The organism is Psychrosphaera haliotis (assembly GCF_009728465.1).
GTDB lineage: Bacteria > Pseudomonadota > Gammaproteobacteria > Enterobacterales > Alteromonadaceae > Psychrosphaera > Psychrosphaera haliotis.
In genome coordinates this window covers 296,856-313,958 of record NZ_WOCD01000001.1, presented here as the reverse complement: position 1 = coordinate 313,958, position 17,103 = coordinate 296,856, and the positions used below count along the sequence as shown (strand labels likewise).

The 17,103-nt window shown below is 37.6% G+C and carries 13 protein-coding genes and 1 pseudogene; 7 read left to right on the top strand and 7 right to left on the bottom strand.

What is annotated here, in order from left to right; translation table 11 throughout:
- Positions 1 to 441 precede the first annotated feature (441 nt).
- The gene (locus GNP35_RS01415) at positions 442 to 924 is read left to right on the top strand and encodes a hypothetical protein (protein WP_155693842.1); all 483 of its coding nucleotides are present in this window, start codon (positions 442 to 444) and stop codon (positions 922 to 924) included.
- An 84-nt stretch (positions 925 to 1,008) separates the two neighbouring features.
- A pseudogene (locus GNP35_RS01410) lies at positions 1,009 to 3,025 on the top strand (TonB-dependent receptor plug domain-containing protein).
- Positions 3,026 to 3,121: 96 nt separating this feature from the next.
- On the opposite strand, the gene GNP35_RS01405 reads toward GNP35_RS01410, so the two are convergent.
- From GNP35_RS01405 to GNP35_RS01385, 5 genes are all read right to left on the bottom strand, one after another.
- Positions 3,122 to 3,361, bottom strand: a complete 240-nt coding sequence (locus tag GNP35_RS01405) for a YdcH family protein (protein ID WP_155693839.1) — start codon at positions 3,359 to 3,361, stop codon at positions 3,122 to 3,124.
- A gap of 35 nt (positions 3,362 to 3,396) precedes the next feature.
- Positions 3,397 to 5,247: a monovalent cation:proton antiporter-2 (CPA2) family protein gene (locus tag GNP35_RS01400; protein WP_155693837.1), complete on the bottom strand. Its 1,851-nt coding sequence runs from the start codon at positions 5,245 to 5,247 to the stop codon at positions 3,397 to 3,399.
- Between the two features lies 1 nt (position 5,248).
- Positions 5,249 to 5,857 (bottom strand): NAD(P)H-dependent oxidoreductase, encoded by a 609-nt coding sequence (locus tag GNP35_RS01395; protein WP_155693835.1) that lies wholly within the window; start codon positions 5,855 to 5,857, stop codon positions 5,249 to 5,251.
- 31 nt (positions 5,858 to 5,888) lie between these two features.
- Positions 5,889 to 6,734: an enoyl-CoA hydratase/isomerase family protein gene (locus tag GNP35_RS01390; RefSeq protein ID WP_155693833.1), complete on the bottom strand. Its 846-nt coding sequence runs from the start codon at positions 6,732 to 6,734 to the stop codon at positions 5,889 to 5,891.
- A 382-nt stretch (positions 6,735 to 7,116) separates the two neighbouring features.
- The gene (locus GNP35_RS01385; RefSeq protein ID WP_155693831.1) at positions 7,117 to 8,634 is read right to left on the bottom strand and encodes a winged helix-turn-helix domain-containing protein; all 1,518 of its coding nucleotides are present in this window, start codon (positions 8,632 to 8,634) and stop codon (positions 7,117 to 7,119) included.
- A 256-nt stretch (positions 8,635 to 8,890) separates the two neighbouring features.
- Between GNP35_RS01385 and GNP35_RS01380 the strand changes: the two genes are divergently transcribed.
- From GNP35_RS01380 to GNP35_RS01370, 3 genes are all read left to right on the top strand, one after another.
- A complete protein-coding gene (locus GNP35_RS01380; RefSeq protein ID WP_155693829.1) occupies positions 8,891 to 9,352 on the top strand; it encodes an amidohydrolase family protein in 462 nt (153 codons plus the stop codon).
- Positions 9,353 to 9,444: 92 nt separating this feature from the next.
- Positions 9,445 to 10,401: an amidohydrolase family protein gene (locus GNP35_RS01375; RefSeq protein ID WP_155693827.1), complete on the top strand. Its 957-nt coding sequence runs from the start codon at positions 9,445 to 9,447 to the stop codon at positions 10,399 to 10,401.
- A gap of 253 nt (positions 10,402 to 10,654) precedes the next feature.
- Entirely contained in the window at positions 10,655 to 12,400 is a 1,746-nt protein-coding gene (locus tag GNP35_RS01370; RefSeq protein WP_155693825.1) for a sensor domain-containing diguanylate cyclase, read from the top strand.
- Positions 12,401 to 12,424: 24 nt separating this feature from the next.
- Here GNP35_RS01370 and GNP35_RS01365 read toward each other — a convergent pair whose 3' ends face one another.
- Entirely contained in the window at positions 12,425 to 13,339 is a 915-nt protein-coding gene (locus GNP35_RS01365; RefSeq protein WP_155693823.1) for a LysR family transcriptional regulator, read from the bottom strand.
- A gap of 113 nt (positions 13,340 to 13,452) precedes the next feature.
- Between GNP35_RS01365 and GNP35_RS01360 the strand changes: the two genes are divergently transcribed.
- Entirely contained in the window at positions 13,453 to 14,175 is a 723-nt protein-coding gene (locus tag GNP35_RS01360) for a CPBP family intramembrane glutamic endopeptidase (RefSeq protein WP_155693821.1), read from the top strand.
- Here GNP35_RS01360 and GNP35_RS01355 read toward each other — a convergent pair.
- Entirely contained in the window at positions 14,172 to 15,461 is a 1,290-nt protein-coding gene (locus tag GNP35_RS01355) for a TMEM143 family protein (RefSeq protein WP_155693819.1), read from the bottom strand. The genes GNP35_RS01360 and GNP35_RS01355 overlap by 4 nt on opposite strands.
- 214 nt (positions 15,462 to 15,675) lie before the next feature.
- Here GNP35_RS01355 and GNP35_RS01350 point away from each other — a divergent pair, with 214 nt between their 5' ends.
- On the top strand, positions 15,676 to 16,944 hold the full coding sequence (locus GNP35_RS01350; RefSeq protein WP_196492370.1) for an OmpA family protein: 1,269 nt from the start codon (positions 15,676 to 15,678) through the stop codon (positions 16,942 to 16,944).
- The last annotated feature ends 159 nt before the right edge of the window (positions 16,945 to 17,103 follow it).

Sequence of the window (17,103 nt, the reverse complement as noted above, 5' to 3'; positions counted from 1 at the left end):
TGTATATATTGTCTGATTGATTACCCACTAAATTTGACCATAGCACAATAATATTATTTAAATAAAACAAATAGCTAATGGTTAAGCATGAGCTTGATCTCACACAATAAAAAACTCCTTAGCAGGGCTTTTTAATCAAAGTAGGAATAATGTCGTTACCATTGATTTTATGTATTACTCCCACCATCATCTAACGTCCGCTTATGGCACAAAACTGACTTTCAGAGTGAGTGAGAATCTAGTAAATCAAGTAACGCTTTAGTCAAAAGCTTCGCTACATACGCTCAAAGTTTTTGTCGAACACATTGAAAAATACAACCGAGACTAAGTTTAGATATAATCCCCCCGAAAGGCAGTTTTTCTATTTCTTCAAAAGATAAAAAAAAAATGTAAAAAGTGTTCTTTTCAGAAGTATTCACTTATTCCCAAAAAGCACCTACAATGGCGATGAATTTTTCAGGTGTATTTATGCTCAAGTCATTGTCTAAGTTACTATTTATGATCACTCTTTTGGTTGCCTTTGTTGGGCAAGCAATGGCGGTTCATTTTGTGGTTCCTTTAGAAGAGACTTTAGACAAGCACACAAAAGTACTTCAGGTAAACGTTAGTAGCGATACAAATAACGATGCCAGTAACAGTAACAATAGCTATACCAATATCGATGCCAATAACGTTATCAATACGAACACGACTAAAGTGTTGGAACACAAAGCTGAAGAAAATGAAGATGATTGTTGCGAAGTAGAGTGCTGTGAGAATGAATGTATTTGTCCTGCAAACTCTTGTGCTTCCTTTATGTATTTGGAAAGCAGTTTTTATCTATCTGAGTCCATATTACTAACACAACCGTCACTACCGTCAGTTATAAAAGCCACTCAATTTATTTCTGCATTGCTTTATCGGCCTCCCATTTTTACCTCCTAGTCACACGCTAGATCTAAAACAACATTAAAATTTATTTAACAATTGTGAAAACGTCATAGTTGTTTGTATTCGTTGAGGTAAATAATGCTAACTAAGTACAATAAAGTTGCGCTCGCCGCGCTATTAATCCCTACTATATCTTACGCTAGTGAAGGCGAACATGACGACGTTCATCCTGAGAAACGTCATGAACAGGCTCATGAACAGGATCATGAGCACAAAGAAAAGAAAATTGAAAAAATCCAAGTAACCGCATCACGATTAGGCCGTATTGTAACTGAATCGGCAACCCGAACAGAAATCATCAACGGTGAAGAAATTCAAGAAAAGGCGTTAATGAGGCCGGGCAATATTTCTATGCTTGTTGCTGAAACCGGTGGTGTGCGAGTGCAAAATACATCACCAGCGCTTGGTAGCGCGAATATTCGCCTGCAAAGTTTATATGGCCGTTATACGCAATTACTCAGTGATGGGTTACCTCTTTATGGCGGCCAAGCATCATCAATTGGTTTATTGCAAATCCCTCCAACAGACCTTGCCAATGTTGAAATTATAAAGGGTTTCGGCTTCATCATTATATGGCGGCTCAGCACTTGGTGGGGTGATAAACTTAATTTCCCGAACGCCGTCTGATGAATTTGAAGGCGAGGTGTTATTTAATGCTACCTCAAAAAAGGGTCAAGATATTACGACCTATTTATCTTCTCCAATTAATGAGTCTACAAGTGCGTCTGTTACAGCAGGTATACACAATCAAGCGCAGCAAGACTTAGATAATGATGGTTGGCTTGATATGGCTGAATATCAGCGAGCAACGGTTCGCCCTCGCATATATTGGGAAGGTGAAAGTGGTGCCAATTTGTATTTAACGTTTGGTGTAATGGAAGAAGAACGGCAAGGCGGCACTGCAGACGGCGCTACCGTACCTGATGGCAACCCATTTGAACAAAATCAAGACTCTCTTAGACTCGACAGCGGTTTCATTTTTGACCAGCCATTAGGAGAAACGCTAAACCTTAATGTACGAGGTTCAGCTATGCAGCAAGAGCACGAGCATGTGTATGGCTTGATAGAAGATAATGACACACATGAAAGTTCTTTACTCGAAACGAGCTTGTCAGGGTATAACGAGGATATTGCGTGGCTGGTTGGTGTCGCGTATCAAACAGACAGTTTTGATTCAGAAGAGTTTTCCGAATTTAACTATAGCTATAAAGTACCAGGATTATTTTCGCAAGTTGACTATGAAGCGAGCGACGATGTGTCATTGTCGGTCAGTGCACGTACGGATTGGCACAACGAATATGGGACACAATTTAGTCCTCGTATTTCTATGTTGTATAACCCTGACAGTTGGGTAATTCGAGGTTCTTATGGTCAAGGGTTTTATGCACCAACGCCTTTTATTGAAGACATAGAAGATGCTGGGCTATCTAGGTTAGCAGCCTTTGATAACATTGAAGAAGAGCAAGCAACCACGGCTTCACTTGATATTAGTTATATATTTGACAGTGTCGAAACGAGTGTCACGTTATTTGCTTCTAACGTTAAAAATGTGACTGAGCTTGAAGTAATTAATCCAGTTGATATTCAATCGAATAAACAAGTTCGTATCGTGAACGCGATGGGTGAAAGTGAAATTCGCGGTGCTGAGTTACTTCTTCGTTACCGCTGGAGAGACATTAAGCTAACAGGCAGTTATTTATACACAGACGCCTCAAAATTGAATGAAACAGGAACCGGTCGAACTCCTTTAACTTTGACTCCCAAGCATTCAGCCGGTGCAGTAATTATGTGGGAAGAGCACGGTAGTCATTTGGTTGGCTTTGAGGCTTATTACACTGGAACACAGCACCTTGAAGGTAACCCCAATCGTGTTAAAAGTGAGGCGTACTGGCATTTAGGATTACTAGGCCAAATTACTATTGGTAAAATAAGTTATTTTTTAAATGCCGAAAACCTGCTTGATGTACGTCAAACTGATAATGAGTCGTTGTTATTGCCGGAGCAAGATCCAAGTGGCCGTTGGACAACAAATATCTGGTCACGCAATGACGGCTTTACTGTCAATGCAGGCATACGTTTTCAATTTGGACACTAACAATATCTAGAGTAGGGCGAACTCTAACTGTAAAACGACTCAGTCTACCTACCTCTACTAAAGAGCTGGCAGACTGAGTAGACGTTTACTCAGTCTTTATTTACTTGTCAGTATTTTATAAAGACGGTCTTTTAGTTGAGCCCGTTCCTGTTTCATTTGATGAAACGTTTCATCATCGATAGGTGCATTCTTCAACTCTAAATTTCTAATTTCAGAATCGAGTGAATGATAACGTTTAGCGCCCGCAGCAAAGTCTGCATCTGCATTATTTAACTCTATAATTTTATCTTTGTGATCTGGAAATTCGTTCACTAAAGAATGGTCTTCGCCTAACATAATAACTCCTTTATATAACGGTTTAATAAATTGATTTATAACTCTGGGTTCTTCGCTGTCCACGCTTTATCTAGCGCGGTAATACAGTCGTAATTATCTAATTTCATTAACTCTTCTAAGTGTTCATGGTGCTTTTGATATAGTGAAATATAACTCTCTTCTTCACTGCGCTGCTTGTATAGTTCAGGCATCATTTCGCCATCTTTCTTTTGAAAAATTTGTTTCAAGCGGTGCGCCTCATAAGGGTCGATACCTAATTGTTTCATCGCAGCTTGGCCCATATTTAACGCGGTGCCGAATGTTTCACGATAAATTTCTGTCAGGTTTAGATCCATAAACTCAAATGATGCTCTTCGGTTATTGGCATTAATTACGACTTTTAACTGCGGATAATGCTTTTGAGTAAGTTCCACTAGTTGCTTGGCTGTATTGGTATCACTTATTGTAATTATCAATAGCTCAGCATGTGACGCCCCCGCAGACTCTAATAAATCTAAACGAGTGGCGTCGCCATAATAAACTTCGAACCCTAGTTTTCTTAACACGCTCACATTGCCCGCGTTATGGTCAAGGATAACCGGCTTGATGCCAGCTGATAAAAGGAAGCGACCAATATCCGTACCTAAGCGACCAAAACCAGCAATAATTACTTTATGATCACCTTTGTTTATTGTGTCCTCTTGTTTATCGTGGCTTTCTGTGGATGAGTTTTGTGTTAGCTTTTCATGGAGAACGAACATGACAGGCGCTAAAAACATAGAAATTGCTACTGCTGAAATAAGCGGCTCAATAAGTTCTACAGACAAAACACCACTGCTTTTGGCTACTTGGAATAAAACAAAAGCAAACTCACCACCTTGTGCAAGTGCAATAGCAAATAACGGACGCTCTTTGGCGCTGATTTTAAATACCGTGCCAACTAAAACTAATATAAGCCATTTAATAGCGATTAATCCTGCGGTCAGTCCTAAGATTAATGAGATATTGTTACCGATGAGTGAGAAATTTAGACTTGCGCCTATTGATATGAAAAATATTCCTAGCAATAAGCCTTTGAACGGCTCTATATCACTTTCTAATTCGTGTCTGAATTCACTGTCGGCTAATACAACACCGGCTAAAAACGCACCTAAAGCTGGTGACAATCCAACGGTCATCATGAGTAATGAGGTACCAATAACAAGGGCCAGGGCGGCAGCGACAAATATTTCACGAACGCCAGTTTTAGCGATAATCTGGAAAATAGGGCGACAAGCAAACTTTCCAAAAATGAGCACAGTCGCAATAGCGGCAACTGTAATTATGACTTGTTGATAGCTAGGCAATACACTTATATCAAATAGAACGGAATCATGATGGCCACCGCCTGCAATAGTTAGCGTAGCTAATAGAGGTAGTACGGCTAACATTGGTATTACTGCTAAGTCTTGGAATAGTAAAACCGAAAAAACCGACTGACCGGCTTCAGTTTTCATTTTTCCTTTTTCCTGCAATGTTTGTAGTACGATTGCTGTTGATGACAGAGATAATATTAAACCAACGGCGACAGCTTGTTGCCAAGGTAGAAAAAAGTAGGCAACCAATGAAATAGCAATACTTGTTAATAAAACTTGTGAGCCACCAAAGCCTAATATCGGCGTTTTTAGCTTCCACAGTAATGATGGCTTTAACTCTAGCCCCACCAGAAACAGCATCATGACTACACCGAATTCCGTAAAGTGCATTATTTCTTCAATATCATGTATTAAAGACGCACCAAAAGGACCTATTACAATACCCGCAATGAGGTAACCAAGAACTGAACCTAGACCTAACTTTTTAGCGATCGGCACTGATACTGCAGCAGCAGTCAAAAATATAAAGAACTGAAGTAAAAAAGTTTCCATGTCACGGTGTCCTTATCATGCGATTAATATCGCTATTTAGAAACGGTTGCTGTTTAGCTTGTTCAATATTAAACAACGAATCACGCAAAGCGATAATGGTTCGCCTGTAGTCTTCTGATTGGCTTTGCACCTTTTCCTGCTCTAAGCCTCGATGGACACCAGATACGGTAAAAGGCGGCAGCCAAGTCATATTGCACAATTTAGCGGTGGCTTGATAAGGCGACGTTAATTCATTGATAGTAAATTGGTTATAGCCATCCTTTTGATAAGTAGAAGCATCACCGCCTGTGGTAATTACTTGAAAAAATAGTTTATTTTCCAAAGCTTTTCCTTCTGAACCATAAGCCCAACCATGTTCAAGCACTAAGTCTAGCCACTCTTTCATAATTGCGGGAGTTGAATACCAATAAAACGGGTGTTGAAAAATGATAATGTCGTGAGCTTCGCACAGGGCTTGCTCACGTTGAATATCAATCATAAAGTCGGGGTAATTTGCGTAAAGGTCATTCACGGTCACCCCTTCTAATGTTTCAACAGCTTTTCTTAATGCTTTATTAATATTTGAATGTGATTTCGCCGGGTGGGCAAAATTAATCAGTATTTTTTTCATACATTTAGATACCTGTTAATAAACGTTAAGACTAGTTAATATCCTGTACTTTCATAACAAGTTCATTCCAGTTGCGCTGGTTCTCAATGTCATGCTCTAGGCCTTGTTCATCTGCAGCGGTAAAGCGTTTTATTGCTGGTGTTTTGCTTGTTGCTTGATAAAGCCAATACGCTTCAGCTTTGAGCGCTTCGTCAATTGGTTTGTCAATTGACTCATAAACTGCTTGTTTACAGGCATTAATAGATTCTGCTGGAAATTTAGAAATACGGTGTGCGAGCTTGTCTACGTATTCGCCAATTTCTTCTGGATCCAGTGCTTTGTTAATTGTGCCGTAGGCTTCCGCTTCATCTGCATCAAAATCACGAGCGCTTAAGATGATCTCTAAAGCACGGCCAAGTCCCGTTTGACGGGCCATTCTTGAAGCTCCACCGCCACAAGGAAGAATTCCCATTCCAACTTCCATTTGCATAAACTTAAATTTACCGCGAGCAGCAAAGCGCATGTCCAAAGCGAGTGCCAATTCATGACCGCCGCCACGAGCAAAGCCTTCTAATTTAGCAATGGTGGCTTGAGGTACTTTGCTGATTCGTTCACAGACTTCTTGTAGGTCAAGAAGTTGAACATCATTGCGCGCTACGGCAACGGTAGACATGTCTTTAAGTAGTTCAGTATCGTAGTGACATACCCATATTTCCGGATTTGCCGATTGGAAAACAACAACTTTAGTATTGCGATCACGTTCAAGTCTCATTGCTAGACTATTTAAGTCGGCTAGCATCTCTTGACCTTGTACATTGACCGCCCCGAAATCAAAAGTGATTGTTAAAATGCCTTCATTTTTTTCTGCTGTAAATGTTTGGAAATTTTCATATTTCATTGTGTTTTCCTATTATTTTATTTGAGTTTTAGAGCTAAATTTTTTTACTGAATTCAAGCCCTATCTCTTTGTGTAAAACAGTAACGTGCTGTGATGAATTCATAATAGGTGAATTTAAAATATTGATAATAGGTGATTATAAGTAATCAGTTTCAACGTTATTTTTATAATTGAAATTGAAATTGAAATTGAAATTGGAATTGGAGTTGGAATTGAAATGAAGTTGAAAATGGAATCAGGTTCTGAACCTGAACCTGAACTGAAAGTGAAACCGAAATTGTTATGTAACAGGAGTGTTGTTAGAAATAGTTTGCTCTATTGATTAGGGCTAACGCTTTTTATAAATACTCTTAGGTTTTATTCAAAAATGTATAGAAAGCACCTAAAATTGAGAAATCTTAATTCGTAAGTCTGTAAGAATTGGCTCTGCTTTTCTCAACCCTTGCTTATTAATTAGAGCTTCTGCTATTTTAAAGCTCACAACGGCTTTGTTCTTTTGTTGTTGAGCTAAATAAAGCTCTGACATATCTAAGTGACTCTGGGCAATTCCCATAGGGCATTCCAACATTTCTTGATATTGAAGCGCAGTAATAAAAAGTGATTCTGCTTTATTATAATTGCCGTTAAATTGGTTTACTTTTCCCAGCATTGATTGAGAATAAGAGTAGTACAACCAATCTTTTTGTACTGCTGATGCGTCTTTGGCTTTTAAAAGAGTTTGATTTGCTAACTCAATGTTACCTTTACCTAGTTGTAACGTACCATATATATATAAAAGCCTATTTTCATAATGTGGATCTGCTCCTCCTTTTATTAGGTTTAGAGCAACTTCTGTGGATTTTAGCGCCAGTTCCAAGTCGCCTAATGTACCTGCAACTTTAGCTAATAAGTATTGAGCATAAATATTTGTTTTGTCGGTTGTTATGACACTTTTAAGAAAAGTAGATGCGGAAGGGTAATCATCAATTGCCATAAACTGTATTGCTTTTGCTAGTAAGTCATTTTGGAGTTTATTATTCATAAACTCCTCGCTGATATTAAGGTCGGATAGAAGTGTTTTGTTAAATATTAAAGCTAGTGTATCGATAGCAGTGTTTATAGATTTAGCATGAAGTGTCTTTGTTTCGACGGTGGATGAGGTAAACAACGAATAAATAACATTATAGTCTCCTGGTACACCACTTATGGATGTTTTCAAAACAATTGATGCCCCTGATTTTTTGAATATATTTGAAACATCTTTTTTTTCTTCAATGCTGAGTCTATTTAGTATTTCAATAGAGTCTTCGAGTTTAAAAACAGTAAGGTTGTCTGTAGGAATGAGCTTATTAATTAGTCCTTGCATAGCACCAAATTTAACCCATTTTTCGGAATCATGGAGATTCTCAACTTCTAATGGCAAAATTAAAATAGCATCATGAGTTGCTACCACGGTCTCAGTATATTTATGCTTTTCACTTGTTGAAGTTGAAGCTTGAAGATAAATTGAAACAGCTAGTATTGTTAATAATATCAAGCTTGAAAAGATAACCTTATAAAATAGGTCACCTGAAGAAAATAAACTGAAGGGCTTGGCTTTTTTTTCAACTTCATTTGAATCTAAAATAGACGTATTTGGACAACTCCAAGCGTAGCCTCGGCGAGGGTAAGTTGTAATTATGTCATTGGAGCCAAATTCTTTTCTAATTTCATTAATTGATTGGAATACAGCTTGATCTTCCACAACTTTGTCAGACCATATGTTGTCTAAAATTTGAGCTTTAGAAAAAACTTCACCGGGCTTCTCTGATAACAGTAGCAGTAACTTAAACGTTTTAGGTCTAAGAACAATTAAAGAATCATCTAATTCCACTTGTCCTTTTTCAGGGTAAATAACACAACGGTTTATAGATTTGCTCAACGTATCTCCATTTACTCTAAATATTAAGTTTAAGCACTATTAATACTATCTCATTCATTACTAATGATGAAATTAATTAATTGTGATTTTTGTTATTAATTTCTTTTTAAAACAATGGCTTGTTGGTTTTTTAGAAAAGTTATAGATTAATTATAGAACTAAAGTAAGACTTTCAAAACAATAAAGCACCACTATGGGTTAGACATTTACATTTACTCACGAAATTCTCGTGATTTAGAAAGCATAAGGAAGTTTCATGACTTTAATAAACAAAAATATAATGGTTTGGGTAATGGTAATCTTACCTTTTATTCTTTTTTCGAGTTTAGCATCAGCATCGCAACCTGAAGTTATGCCAGTGAACGACAAAGAAATGGTGGCGTTCACGAATGCAAATATATTAGACCCTAGTTTAGAATTACCTATTACTGATTCAACGATTCTTGTTTCTAAAGGAAAGGTGCTTAAAATCCAACCTAACTCAACTCCGATACCATATGGTGTAAAAAAGGTAGATTTGAAAGGGAAGTGGGTTTTACCAGGCTTGATTGACGGTCATGTGCATTTAGCTCAGTCTGGTGGAGCATTCACTAGGCCTGACATTGTAGATGCAAGAAAAATATTATCTTATGAGGATGAACAAGACTTTCTCTTCAAAAATCGAGAAAAGATATTAAGCACATACATACGTTTAGGAATAACGTCTATTTTGATTTAGGTGGGCCAAGTGAATATATCTCCGAGTATAAAAGGCTTTCAAAAATAGAAGCATTACCGGAAATTTACTACTCTGGGGCATTGTTATCGCCGATGGACATGCCTTCTTTAGATGTAAATGGGCCTATGTTTTCTAAAGTGACCACTAAAGCACAAGCGAAGGAGTTAACAAAACAGCAAATAAGCCAAGGCACTCATATACTTAAAGTTGTTTGGACACAAGAAACGGGGCTTTCACATGAACAGCTTCTTGAGATATTTAAACCGGCAATCTCAACTGCTAAACGTAATGGTTTAATTGTAGCTATTCATGTAGAAAAACTGTTGGGCGCTAAATGGGCCATTAAAGCCGGGGCTGATATTCTGGTGCATGGCGTATTAAGAGAGTCCATAGACCAAGATTTAATTACTATGATGTTGTCAAATAATGTCACTTACATGCCGACTCTAACCGTATACCACCATTATTTTGATTTTTTGAAAAACGAATTATCATTTAGTGACATTGAAACGAAAAATGCATTAACTAGTACCATCAAGAGCTTTGATTTACTGAACAAAGAGAAAGCTAAAGCGGACAATATTTTGCAGTTATTTAATAAATATTTACCTTTGGTTGACAATAGTGAAGCGGAAATTGCAATGCTCTCGGAGCAAGAACAGTCAATTATCAAACAATTAAAAGCCGTTTTCTCTGAGCGTTACCATTTAATGCAAGAGCTTAATTTAAATCAGGTTGTTTCAGCTGGTGTTAATGTTTCTTTAGGAACCGATGCTGGAAATATAGGAACTTTGCATGGGTCTTCGTTGTATGGCGAAATCCAAGCATGGAAAGCAGCGGGCATTTCAAATAAAAATATTATTAAAGCAGTAACACTTGGTAATGCTCTCGCGTTTAACGTTGCAGAGTCCATCGGTTCATTAACGTCAGGTAAAAATGCAAACTTCGTTGTATTAGATGAAAATCCATATAAAGTCTTATCTACGCTGCGCCAGCCTATTCAGGTTTATAAACATGGTGCATTAGTGTTTGGTGGCGATTTAAAGTAGGGCAGTTTGTTTATTAAATTAAAATATATCAAATAGTAGTTACATTGAAATTTAAACGTCTACACTATTCAGTAGGCGTTTTTCTTTTTAAGCTTTTAATTACTGTTAATGAAACATCATCCAATTTTTAATGTTCCCGAAATATAGTATTTAAATCAATGATACAAAATTAATATTATTTTGTATCATTTTTAAACAATTTGTGAAAAGCTAAAACCATCAGAATCTAACGTTTATTGAACCGCATGGAGCGATGAATATCACCTTAAATGAGACCTTGAATAAATTGAGAAAAATTTATCAGTCAGTTATAACAATATGGCTAGTTTTATTTGTCATATTTTCTAGTGTTTCAGTAGCCAAATCAATTCCACTCAATACGCAAATAGAGCTTGTTAACTCAGAGTTGTTTATCCTAAAAGATCCAAAACTCTTGTTGGATGTGGATGACGCATTCGCTAGATTTAGGCTCGGTGATTTTGTCAAAAATCATAACAATGAAGTAAGCTTCGGGTTTACTAATAGTGCCGTTTGGGCGGTATTACCCATTAAAAACACATCAGATAGCTCAGTGCCGTTAATCTTGAAAGTGGATAACGCATGGTTAGATGAAATAGATGTTTTCTTTTACGAGCAAAGTATTTTAGCTAAGACTGTAATGCTTGGTGATACTAGTGCTTTTTCTAATCGAGAACGTCAAAAGCGTATGCCCTCAGTTGCTTACCAGTTTAAGCCTGGTACTACTTATATTGTAATGCGCTTAAAGTCAGACGATCCCATGACATTTCCGGTTTATATTGGTGACGTAGAAAGCGTTGAAGAATTTGATCAACACAACGGATATTTTTATGGTGCATTGTACGGTGCTTTAATTATTCTACTCATTTACAACTTGGCGCTTTACGCATACTCCAAAGAGCTAAGATACTTTTTGTACTCGTTTTATTTGTTTTCATTTACTGCATTCAACTTTATGTATACAGGGCATGGGTTTTGGTTGCTATGGCCAACAGAGCCTGCATTACAACAATGGTTAATGCCACTGCTTATGTTTGTGTATTTATGCTCCGGGGTTATGTTTACCATTGAGTATTTACAAGTAAAGAAGTATTTACCTAAGTTATATTCCTACCGACCTTTTATCTATGGGTTCTTGGCCATAGTTGGCTGCCTTATTGTTATAGTCGGTAGCAAATCATTTGCGGTTATGGCGCAGCTCATCATTCTCAGCACAGTCACTGTCTGGATGTTAATCATTGGGTATTATTCGTTAAAAAGTGGTAACCCATTAGCTAAGTTTTTTGTTCCTGCAGTATTTCTGGGCACTACCGGTTCCTTCATATCTAGCATGACAACGTGGGGGCTATTTCCTTATACGCAATGGGCGTTTAGAGGCATAGAAATAGGTATGCTTTTAGAAATGTCATTATTGTCAGTATCCTTCGCTTTTAATTTTAAAGTGGCTTACGACGCAAAACTAACGGCTGAACATTATGCTCGAATTGATCCATTAACAAGTTTGTACAATCGCCGGGCTCTTAAAGAACTCGTTTATCCCGTTTGGAACCTAGGCAGTCGTCAACAAACTTCAATGTCGATATTGCTGATAGATTTAGATTGGTTTAAGCGTATCAATGATGAATTTGGCCATATTGTGGGAGATGATGTGCTCAAACACGTTGCACACGCTCTTAAAAGTCGCTTACGCGCATCTGACATTATTCTTCGGTGGGGCGGAGAAGAGTTTCTTGTATTCTTGCCCGATACGGATGTTTTACAAGCCAGAGCGTTAGCAGAAAAAATGCGATGTTATTTTGATGAAAATAACGTTAATGATTTTGCCAAAGTCACTATTAGTGTTGGTGTAGCGAGCGGAGTTGCTAGTAAAGTTAGTTTTGATGACTTGCTTAAGTTGGCCGATGCATCGTTATATAAAGCAAAGAAAAGCGGACGAAACCAAGTAGTTATAGTAGATGAACTGTCACAAGAGCTAGTTTAATAGTGAGACTCTAATAACGTACTTTTACCAAAATTCTCTTTTGGATAAGAAAAAATCTATAAAGGCTCTTACCTTTGGCTGTTCTATTTTTACATTATGATAATAAAGGTAAATCTCTGCGTTTTGATACCAGTACTCAGCTAATACCGGAACAAGTTGTTTATTTTTAACCGCCTGTTTTATGTCATTATTGTCATGAAGCGCATTAATCAATCCTAATCCATCAATAGCAAGTTTAGAATGACAAGCCACCGTTTTAATAGGCACGTTTAATATTTCAAATTCCATTTCTATTTGTGCGCTGTTGGGCGTTTGATTAACGGCTAGAGCATTGTCTGGTTGCGAATGAGTATGACTGATCATGGAATGCTCTCGCAGTTCTGCAGGTGTTTGAGGCGTACCATATTTCGCTAAATATTTAGGTGAGGCAAAGATCCCCAGTTTGGTTTTCCATAAAGAGCGCCTTTTTAATCCTGGATGTTTTTGACCTAGGTAATCAGCAACGCCCCAGTATATGTCGTTGGGTTTTTGTTCAATATCTATGGCATTTTCTTGCACATCAAACGACAACTGAATATTAGGGTACAACTGATTGAACTCCGCTAACCATGGAAAGATAGTTTCCTCATAAGTTTGAATATCCTGACTCAATATTTTTAATGAGCCCGTGAATTCTCCACTTTGTGTTTCTAGCCAGTCTTGAAGTGCTTCATGCTGCTCAAGTATGTTGTTTGCTTTGATCAAAAATGATTGGCCAAATTGCGTTAAGTTGACCTTACGAGTTGTACGTTCAAATAAGGGAGAGCCTAAGCGCTGCTCAAGCTGGGAAACTTGCTTGCTAATCGCCATGGGTGTTTGCTGGTGCTCTTCAGCCGCTAATGTGAAACTGCGGTGTTTTGCTACAAGTACAAAGGCAATAAGGGTTTCTGTTTTAAACATATTTTATAAACTTTTAGTATAACTATCTAAAACTATAATAGTATTTGTTTATTGTTTTTGAAAGGTACTATGAGATTCATTCTTAACCCTTACTTTAAAACAAAGAGAAACCTATGGAATATTTATTGTGGGCCTATTTTTTATTGTACCCAGTTTACATTTATTTTACTTCGCAAGCGGATAAACGCTTAGTTCTGTCTAATCCAAAAAAACGCATAGGTTTATATGTCAGCACTATTGTAATGCTCTGGTTACCTGTTCTGTTGCTGATGCTTGTTATATTTCAGAGTGGTGCTGGCAGCAGACTTGATTTAAATGATATTGGATTTGTTTTTAAGTGGGATTGGGTAAACCAACTGGGGTTTTTGCTTGTTTTATTGTTGGCAGGGTACTTTTATTACTCACTACAACAGCTTAAAAAGAAGGACGAAGAGCAACAGACTTTAAAAACGCAAATGGCATACATTCAGTGGTTTTTACCAGCTAACCTTAAAGAGTATCGTTGGTTTATGTATGGCGTTTCTATTAGTGCTGGAATTTGTGAGGAAATTCTATTTCGAGGTTATTTAATGCATGCCTTAGGTGACGATTTACCCACCTATGGAGCGGTCATTATTTCTAGTATTTTATTTGGTTTGCCTCATATTTACCAAGGCCCTATTCATGTGATCCGCACTGCGGTACTTGGTTTAATCATAGCATTGATTTATTTAGCGACGGGATCATTATTAGTTCCAGTTCTCTTGCATATAGTGGTTGATATGTATGGCGGTGCCATGGCTTATTTGGTGTTTGGTGCACACCTAAAACCTAGTTGCTCGGAAAATTCAAACTAACCGTTAATGTTGTAATTAAAAATATTATCCCACTTTTCATCAAGTTGTTGCTTAGCTTCTTTTAGAGGCTTAGCAACATAAATGGTTTGAGGCCCAGAATTTGTTTGTGGTTCAAGCCCTCTAGTGACATTAATCTTTTTATTTACTAGGTCCATACGCTCCAATTTATCAAGCGCATCTTCAACTTCAAAATCGAGTTTACATTTGTGAGTTTGCTCAAACCAGGTTTCAATGGTTGTATCCAATTCCGTAGCGTTCATCCCGTCAGGGTTTTTAAGTAAAAACGTATAGGCGAGCAGGGCTTCTTTTACGTCCTCTTCTTCCGCTGAATCAATAAGTGTATGGAAAACACCTGCGTTATTATCTAAATTTTTAAAATACAGGCTGTCAGATAAGGCTTTCATAAACTTTATTTTGCGGTTTTTAAACTTACTCCATTCTTTAAAAACAAAGCCGCCTAAAACTCCAAAACCCATGCCTAAAGTAAACAGGTGTTGTTTCGTGATTTCAACGGGGTTGTCTTTAAGTCCTAACCAAAAACCAAACAATGCAGCAAGAAGAATAATAGAAGGGCCTAGTTTTGTTGCTAAAACAACGGAACCACCAACCGCGGCGGATGCGCCAATAAGGATTTTGTCGATGCGACGCATTTTAACTTCACTGTTAGGAAATAACATTTCCAAGTCTGCCTTAGGCACGTTTTGAAACAGTTTGATTATGGTTGAGCCTGGTTCAAAACCGATAGGTGCTTTGTTTTTCTTACTAAAATGCGCAGCGCTTTTTAAGGTAATGAAAACGGCAACGCGATCGTAATTAGTGAAGTCTATAACCTGCTTGCGTAAGCCAAAAAACGAACGAAGTGTTTCACTTTTTTGAGATTCTCCGCGTCGGTAAAAGACTACTTGCTCAAAATCTTCAAATTCGACTTCCAATCGAACTTTAAATAACGATTCTTCCGTTAATGCGTCTTGAAGGTCTTGTTCTGTAATCTTTTCGTAATTGGCGGCATTTAAAACGTTGGCAAAGTTACTGGCAAAAGACTGCTGGCATTGACGTTTTTGTGCATCGCTTAACGCATTTAAAAGTCTGGTATCGGCATTGGGATCAAAAGGTGCATAGTCATTTTTGAGTGACTCTAAAATACCGTGATAGTTAAAATGTATATAACTTGAAAGCAATTCGCTAAATTGATGAAAAGACTCTAAATCAAATTTATTTGCAAGTTCACTACTGCACATTTCAATAATGTCTTGTTTTCTAAACGGAATAAATCGGTCAGCTTGCATTTTAAGTCTCACTATCAGCGGTTGGTTACATTGTAATCAAGTTTATAATGAACTCAATGGTTTAGTTTAATTTCAATGGTAAAACTCAGGTGTTCAATATGAACGTTGACCTAAAGGTTATGTTGTACCAAAATACCCCAATAAAGCAGATAACCTGTAGTTTTGCTGATATTTACGTTATTCATATTCAATGTTATTACCAAAGGAAATAAAGATGAAAATAGGAAAGAAAATAGCTCTTTCAAATTTAACAGTAGCGTTATTAGCAGGCATGTCTCACTCTGCTTTTGCTGAAGATAATAATCAAACTGAGAAAGAGTGGCCATACGCATTAGGCTTTTATATTGGTGGGCAAGTAGGCCAAGCTAAAACAGACGTTTCATCACAAAGCTTAGATAGATTTTATGCAAACTCTGGAATAACTCCGAATACAACCTCTATTGACCGAATTGATTCTAGCTATAGTCTTTTTGTTGGTTACCGCTTTAACCAGTACTTTAGTGTTGAAGGTGGTTATCAGGATTTAGGTGATCGTTCAGCAAGCTTTTCAGGCACTGCAAACAACTTACAGTCTTATTATGATTTAGCCGAGCGTGTTTATCCAGAAACGGCGGATGGCATGTCATTTAGCGTTCTTGGTACTTTACCATTAGAAGACGGTTTCACTATAACGGGTAAACTTGGTTATTACGATTGGGAAATGGACACTATTTCTACAAAGTTAGATGGTGTTGCTATAAAAAATATGGGAACGGGTAAACGTTCAGATTCAGGCTTTTGGTTAGGTGGCGAAGTTGGATATCACATTAATTACAATACACAAGCTTACCTAAGCTACCAGCATATTCCGTTACAGGACGATGACGTGAGTGTTGTTGCTTTAGGTGTGCGTTATTTCTTTGATGACAATGGACCTACTTACACGCCTGCAGTTCAAAAGCCTGCGCCAATCGTCAAGTCTGAGCCGGAAAAAGTAATTCAACCAGCACCAGTTCAGTCGGTTGCAGCAGCAGAGCCTAAACCATTAGATACTGATGGTGACGGCGTTTATGATGACAAAGACAAGTGTGCAGATACGCCAATTAACCATGTTGTAGATAAAGACGGTTGTTCTCAATTTGTTGTTCAGCCTGTTGATAAAAGAGTTGTGGTTTTATATGACAATAACAGCTCTGAAATCAATGAGCGTTACTATGGTGACTTAGCAGACTTAGCTGCGTTTATTAAAGAGTATAAAGTGGATACGCTTAATGTAGTTGGCCACACATCTGCATCTGGCCCTGCGGCTTATAACCAAACGTTGTCGTTAAAACGAGCACAGTCAGTAGCTTCATTTTTAACTGAACGTTTCGGTATAGACTCTTCAGTTATCAACGCTGAAGGTAAGGGCGAAACTGAATTAGTGAGCGACGATGCGAACAAAAACCGTCGTATGGAAGTGTATATTAAGTCTGATGTACGTTTACCACTGCTGAAAAATTAAGTTATCTAGCCAGTAAGTTAGCTAGTCAGCCTGTAAGTAAGAATAGGCAACTTAAATCACTTATAAAGAACGAGGCAAATGGCCTCGTTTTTTTATGCAAAAAATTTAACAATGAATGACGCTACAAAGCGTATTGATCCACGGGGGTTAGTCCCCATA